Below are 6528 nucleotides of genomic sequence, written 5' to 3' on the forward strand. Positions count from 1 at the left end.
GGGGTGCTGGCGCGGGGCGCGGCGCCGGCGCGGAGGGCGGCGCGACGCAGCCGGCCACCAACAGGGTCAGCGGCGCTGCAAGGGCCGGGGCGGACACAAGAAATCGGGTCAGACGCATCGCGCTTCCATGCCCGAGCCGGCCGGAGCGCTCAACCCGAAAAGGGGCAGGGCGACGGTAGAGGCGGATGGCCGGCCACGGCCATCGCCGCTTGCCCCCATGCGCAACCGCTCCGTTCATCGCACGGAGAGCCTCAAAAAAGCGCCGGATATTGACAGTTTTGGGGCGAATCGATAAAGGCCGCCGTTCCCTACACGCGTAACAGCGGCAGTGCTTCCTGCACTGGCCGTCTTTTTTGCGTCTCGGGAAGCAACATCATGGCCTGTTTTTCCTTGCCAGGAAAGAGGCCCGAACGCTTTGAGATGGGGCGGCGCCAACTGCCCCGTGGAGCAGGAGATTTAAGTACCATGGCACGTATTGCGGGTGTTAACATCCCGACCAACAAGCGCGTAATCATCGCGCTCACCTACATCCACGGCATCGGTCGCAAGACCGCCGTCGACCTCGCCGACAAGCTGGGCATCGACCATGCGCGCCGCGTTCAGGACCTGTCGGACGCCGAAGTCCTGCAGATCCGCGAAGCCATCGACGCCGACCTGACCGTCGAAGGCGATCTGCGTCGCGAAACCGCGATGAACATCAAGCGCCTGATGGATCTGGCCTGCTATCGCGGCCTGCGTCATCGCAAGGGCCTGCCGGTCCGCGGTCAGCGCACGCACACCAATGCGCGCACCCGCAAGGGCAAGGCGAAGCCGATCGCCGGCAAGAAGAAGTAATCGTCGAGGGTCATGTCCTCTGGACCGACCCTCCGGTGACTTCTGCTTTTGAACGATTTTTGTAGGATTAGAGCAAAATGGCACGCGAACCCCAGCGCATTAAGCGCCGCGAACGCAAGAACATCTCGGCCGGCGTCGCGCACGTCAACGCCAGCTTCAACAACACCATGGTGACCATCACCGACGCCCAGGGCAACGCGATCTCGTGGTCCTCGGCCGGCATGATGGGCTTCAAGGGCAGCCGCAAGTCGACCCCGTACGCCGCTCAGGTGTGCGCCGAAGACGCCGGCCGCAAGGCCGCCGAGCACGGCGTCCGCACCCTCGAAGTCGAAGTCAAGGGTCCGGGTTCGGGCCGTGAATCGGCTCTGCGCGCACTGCAGGCCGTCGGCTTCCACATCACCTCGATCCGCGACGTCACGCCGATCCCGCACAATGGTGTGCGTCCGTCGAAGCGCCGCCGCGTCTAATTAAGCTTCGCTAGAGGCTTGAAGGCGGGCGGCGGACGCGTCGCCCGCTTACCCGTTTGCATCGGCCGGAACGTCCTGATGGGTCCAGGATCTACCCGTTACGGCCACATCCCCAGGGGAAGTACATGACTGTCAACATGAAGAACTGGCAGGAATTGAAGAAGCCCAACGCCCTCGAGATCAAGCCGACCGGCGACGGCAAGCGCAAGGCGACCTTCGTTGCCGAACCGCTTGAGCGCGGTTTTGGCCTGACGCTCGGCAACGCGCTGCGCCGGGTTCTTCTCTCCTCGCTCCAGGGCGCGGCGGTCACCTCGATCAAGATCGAGAATGTCCTGCACGAATTCTCGTCGCTCGCTGGTGTGCGTGAAGACGTCACCGACATCGTCCTGAACATCAAGCAGGTCGCGCTGAAGATGGAAGGCGAAGGCCCCAAGCGTCTGCAGCTGTCCGCCACCGGCCCGGCCGTGGTGAAGGCAGGCGACATTGCGGTCGTCGGCGACATCGAAGTGATGAACCCCGATCTGGTGATCTGTCACCTCGATCAGGGCGCGACGCTGAACATGGAACTGACGGCTGACATCGGCAAGGGCTATGTCCCCGCCGTCGCCAACCGCCCGGCAGACGCACCGATCGGCCTGATCCCGGTCGACGCGCTCTACTCGCCGGTCCGCCAGGTCGCCTACAAGGTGGACAACACCCGCGTCGGCCAGGAACTGGACTATGACAAGCTGTCGCTGACGCTGGAAACCGACGGCACCGTGACGCCGGAAGATGCGATTGCCTATGCAGCCCGCATCCTGCAGGACCAGCTCCAGCTGTTCGTCCACTTCGAGGACGCGCTGCCCGCCGCTGCCCCGGCTGCCGGCCATGCCGCTGCCGCTGCGTCGGAAGGCGAAAGCGACACCAACCAGATCAACCGCTATCTGCTCAAGAAGGTGGACGAACTGGAACTGTCGGTCCGCTCGGCCAACTGCCTCAAGAACGACAACATCATCTATATCGGCGATCTGGTCCAGAAGACCGAAGCCGAGATGCTGCGCACCCCGAATTTCGGCCGCAAGTCGCTGAACGAAATCAAGGAAGTGCTGTCGTCCATGGGCCTGCGCCTGGGCATGGACATCCCCGGCTGGCCGCCGGAAAATATCGAGGAAATGGCCAAGAAGCTCGAACAGGAGCTGCTGGGCTAAGTCGGAGCGAGCCGCGCAGCGCAGCAGCGCGGCGGTTCGCAACGCGAACGCGAACGACCGGCCAGCGACGCGCAGCGTCGTCTGACGTCACGGGATTTACTCCCGTGACGGTCGCCGGACGGTCAATGGGGTATTAGGCGGTCCCCATGAAAACCGCCTGGTCTGGGGTACCTCATCCGGCCCCTTAACGAACGAAGGAATGAGACATGCGTCATAAAGTTGGTCATCGTAAGCTTCAGCGCAGCACCGGTCATCGTACCGCCCTGCTTCGCAACCTGGCTGCCTCGCTCATCAAGCATGAGCAGATCCTGACCACCACGCCGAAGGCGAAGGAACTGCGTCCCTACGTCGAGAAGCTGATCACCCTCGCCAAGAAGGGTGGCCTGTCCAACCGTCGTCTGGCCGACGCCCGCCTGAAGGACGATGCGCAGCTGACCAAGCTGTTCGAAGTCCTGGCCGAGCGTTACAAGGATCGCAACGGTGGCTACACCCGCGTGATCAAGGCCGGTTTCCGCGCTTCGGACGCGGCGCCGATCGCGATCATCGAGCTGGTCGATCGTGACGTCGATGCCAAGGGCCAGGACTCCGGTCCGGTCAACACCGTCGACGAAGACGAATTCGAAGCCGCCTGATCGCGGTTCCACCGGTAACGGTGGATAGACGATAGTCGAACAGGCCGCGGCTTCATCCGAAGCCGCGGCCTGTTTTCTTTTCAAGGACAATAGGGTCGAGAGGATGCGCGCGCTTCGCCGCCTGATCTGGCCGCTGCCGGCCCTGCTGGCAGTGATCGCCGCCGCGCCGGCCTCTGCTGTGGCTGCCGCGGCCTCGGGCGATGCCACCCCCGCCGCGATCGACGCGACGCCGCCGGACAACGGCCTGCATTACCCGCGCACCCGCCGCCAGGATCTGGTCGAGGATCATTTCGGCGTGAAGGTGACCGATCCCTATCGCTGGCTGGAAAATGACGTCCGCACCGATCCCGCCGTGCGCGACTGGGTCGGCCGCGAAAATGACCTGACCCGCCGCTATATTGACGATCTGCCCGGCCGCGACGCGCTCAAGACGCGGATGCAGGCGCTCTTCGCCCATGGCCGCTTCACCGTGCCGCGCAAGGCCGGCACTCGCTATTTCTACGGCTATAACAAGGGGCTGCAGAACCAGACCCCGCTCTATGTCCGCGAAGGCCTGGCCGGCGAACAACGGCTGCTGCTCGATCCCAATCGCTGGGCCAGGGACGGCGCGAGCGCACTCGCCGAATGGACGCCCTCCCCCGACGGCCGCTTCCTCGCCTATGGGGTGCAGGATGCCGGCAGCGACTGGCGCACCCTGCGCGTGCTGGACGTCGACAGCGGCAAGATCCTCGACGACAAGGTCGAATGGGTCAAATTCTCGCAGACCGCCTGGGACGGCCGGGGCGAGGGCTTCTTCTATTCCCGCTACGCCGCGCCGGTCGACGGCGAAGCCTATCAGTCGACCAACAGCGACCAGCAGCTTTATTATCATCGCATCGGCACGCCCCAGGCGCAGGACCAGCTCATCTATGCGACGCCCGATCGCCCCGGCCTCAGCCACACCGCCCAGGTGACGAGCGATGGCCGCTGGCTGATCGTCAGCAGCTTTGCCGGCATGGACCCGCGCCGCGAGCTGCATGTCGCCGCGCTCGACGGTGGCCCCGTCAAGCTGCGGACGCTGGTCAAGGGCCTCGCCAATGACTGGCGCCTGATCGGCAGCCGGGGATCGACCCTCTATTTCGTCACCGACCGCAAGGCCGCCCATATGCGCCTGGTGACGCTCGACGCCCTGCGGCCGGGGCGCAGCGAAAAGCCGCTGGTGGCCGAACGCGCCGATACGCTGGCCGGCGGATCGCTGGTCGGCAACCGCTTCATCCTCGCTTATATGACCCAATCGGAAACCGTCGCCGAACTGGTCGAGCTGGACGGGCGCAAGGTCGGCGACGTGCCGCTGCCCGGCATGGGCACCGCGGCCGGCTTTGGCGGGCGCGATGGCGACCCGGAAACCTTCTTCTCCTTCTCCGGCTTTGTGACGCCGGCCAGCATCTATCGCTTCGACACGGCAAGCCAGCAGGCCCAGCTCTTCGCCCAGCCCGACCTGCCCTTCAATCCCGCCGATTATGGCGTCGAACAGGTCAGCTATCCCTCGAAGGACGGGACGCTGATCCCGATGACGATCCTGCGCAAGAAAGTGCTGGCCGACCATGCGCAGGCGGTGCCGACCATCCTTTATGGCTATGGCGGTTTCAACCTCGCGCTGACGCCGGGCTATTCGGCGACCCGCATGGCCTGGCTGGAACAGGGCGGCGCCTATGCCATCGCCAATCTGCGCGGCGGCGGCGAGTTCGGCAAGGCCTGGCATGATGCCGGGCGCGGCGCCAACAAGCAGAATGTGTTCGACGATTTCATCGCCGCCGCCGAATATCTCAAGGCCCAGGGCTATACCCCCAAGGATGGGCTGGCGATCGAGGGGCGCTCCAATGGCGGCCTGCTGGTCGGCGCGGTGGTGAACCAGCGGCCCGACCTGTTCGCCGCCGCCCTGCCCGCGGTCGGCGTCATGGACATGCTGCGCTTCGATCGCTTCACCGCCGGCCGCTATTGGGTCGACGATTATGGATCGCCCGACAATGAACGCGACTTCCCCCTGCTCTATGGCTATTCGCCCTATCACAACATCTTGAGCGGCAAGGAGTATCCGGCGATCCTGGTGACCACGGCGGATACCGACGACCGGGTCGTGCCGGCGCACAGCTTCAAATATGCCGCCGCGCTGCAGGCCGCGTCGATCGGTGACAAGCCGCATCTGCTGCGGGTGGAAAGCCGCGCCGGCCATGGCGCGGGCAAGCCGATCGACAAGCTGATCGAGGAATATGCCGACAGCTATGCCTTTGCCGCCCATTTCACCGGGCTCGACATCCAGCGCAAGCCGGACTGAGCCCATTCAGCCTCTGGACAGCCCGACGCGGCTATGGCTCTTTCCATCGCAGGAGACAGCAGATGATCGGGAACAGGACGCGGTGGATGACGGGTGCGCTGGTTGGCGCAGGGCTGTTGTTGGGCAGCGTCGCCCCGGCACAGGCCCGGCCTCGCTATGACGATCGCTACTGGCATCACCGCCATGATCGCGGCAATGGCTTCGGCTTTGGCGACGCGGTCGGCATTGCCGCGCTGCTCGGCGCCGCCGTGGTGGTCGCCAATTCCGTCTCTAAGGACCGCAAGGACGCACGCGGCGCCGATACCGACAACCGCCCCTATGCCGACAATGACGCCCCGCCCCCGACCGGCGGCACCGATTATGGAGCGGATGCCGGCAACGCGGGACCGCCTGCGCGCGCGGATGATTTTTCCGACGTCGCCGCCACCAACCAGAGCAATGACCAGCTGACCGACGCCTGCGCGCTGGCCGCGCGGGACGAGGCACAGGGCCAGGCCGGCTATGCCGAAATCCGCCACATCGACGAGCCGCGCGCGACCGCCGACGGCTATAATATCGATGGCGAGGTCGAAACCCGCGCCAGCTATCGCGCCACCGAAGGCACCACCCGCCGCTTCACCTGCGCGATGAAGGACGGCCGCGTGGCAGAGGTCTATCTCAGCCGCGACGTGGCGATGCACTGAACTAAGACAGCGCGTCGCTTTATCCTGTCCCGGCGTCATTTCGTCGGATAGCATTGCCTCCGAATCAGGGGGTTATGGGTGTCAGGCTTTCTTCTCGCGCCGGAAAATATCGTCTTCGTGTCGGCCCTGCTGCTGATGCTGCTGATCGGTGGCGTCCAGGCGCTGGGCCTGGCCGGCGACGCCGATCTCGATCTGGATGCGGATGCCGACCTGCTCGGCTGGCTGGGCTTTGGTCGCCTGCCACTGCTCGCACTGATCGCCTTGTTCCTGACCTGCTTCGCCGTCATCGGCCTGCTCGGCCAGCAGGCGGCGCATGACCTTCTGGGCGCGATGCTGTCGCCCCGGATTGCGGTGCCGGCCGCCGGCGCCGCCGCCCTGCCCGCCACCGGCCTTGCCGCCCGCCTGCTCGCG

At 65.3% G+C, this 6528-nt stretch carries 6 protein-coding genes and 1 pseudogene; all 7 read left to right on the forward strand.

Annotated features, from left to right (window positions below; all coding sequences use genetic code 11):
- Positions 1–465: 465 nt before the first annotated feature.
- Positions 466–834: a 30S ribosomal protein S13 gene (gene rpsM / locus A0U87_RS25100; protein ID WP_004208751.1), complete on the forward strand. Its 369-nt coding sequence runs from the start codon at positions 466–468 to the stop codon at positions 832–834.
- A gap of 77 nt (positions 835–911) precedes the next feature.
- Positions 912–1301 (forward strand): 30S ribosomal protein S11, encoded by a 390-nt coding sequence (gene rpsK / locus A0U87_RS25105; protein ID WP_004208752.1) that lies wholly within the window; start codon positions 912–914, stop codon positions 1299–1301.
- A 125-nt stretch (positions 1302–1426) separates the two neighbouring features.
- The gene (locus tag A0U87_RS25110; protein WP_004208753.1) at positions 1427–2488 is read left to right on the forward strand and encodes a DNA-directed RNA polymerase subunit alpha; all 1062 of its coding nucleotides are present in this window, start codon (positions 1427–1429) and stop codon (positions 2486–2488) included.
- A 206-nt stretch (positions 2489–2694) separates the two neighbouring features.
- A complete protein-coding gene (gene rplQ, locus A0U87_RS25115) occupies positions 2695–3120 on the forward strand; it encodes a 50S ribosomal protein L17 (RefSeq protein ID WP_004208754.1) in 426 nt (141 codons plus the stop codon).
- A 103-nt stretch (positions 3121–3223) separates the two neighbouring features.
- A complete protein-coding gene (locus A0U87_RS25120; RefSeq protein WP_048939414.1) occupies positions 3224–5434 on the forward strand; it encodes a prolyl oligopeptidase family serine peptidase in 2211 nt (736 codons plus the stop codon).
- 62 nt (positions 5435–5496) lie between these two features.
- Positions 5497–6117: a hypothetical protein gene (locus A0U87_RS25125; protein WP_048939415.1), complete on the forward strand. Its 621-nt coding sequence runs from the start codon at positions 5497–5499 to the stop codon at positions 6115–6117.
- A gap of 78 nt (positions 6118–6195) precedes the next feature.
- Positions 6196–6528: pseudogene (locus tag A0U87_RS25130) on the forward strand (OB-fold-containig protein); the annotation flags it as partial.

Origin of the sequence: Sphingobium sp. MP9-4 (assembly GCF_005281675.1) — a bacterium.
Classification (GTDB): Bacteria; Pseudomonadota; Alphaproteobacteria; order Sphingomonadales; family Sphingomonadaceae; genus Sphingobium; species Sphingobium yanoikuyae.

Coding starts and splice junctions, on each gene's coding strand:
- A0U87_RS25110 (WP_004208753.1), top strand. CDS start 1,427: ATGACTGTCAACATGAAGAACTGGCAGGAATTGAAGAAGCCCAACGCC.
- A0U87_RS25120 (WP_048939414.1), top strand. CDS start 3,224: ATGCGCGCGCTTCGCCGCCTGATCTGGCCGCTGCCGGCCCTGCTGGCA.
- rpsM (WP_004208751.1), top strand. CDS start 466: ATGGCACGTATTGCGGGTGTTAACATCCCGACCAACAAGCGCGTAATC.
- rplQ (WP_004208754.1), top strand. CDS start 2,695: ATGCGTCATAAAGTTGGTCATCGTAAGCTTCAGCGCAGCACCGGTCAT.
- rpsK (WP_004208752.1), top strand. CDS start 912: ATGGCACGCGAACCCCAGCGCATTAAGCGCCGCGAACGCAAGAACATC.
- A0U87_RS25125 (WP_048939415.1), top strand. CDS start 5,497: ATGATCGGGAACAGGACGCGGTGGATGACGGGTGCGCTGGTTGGCGCA.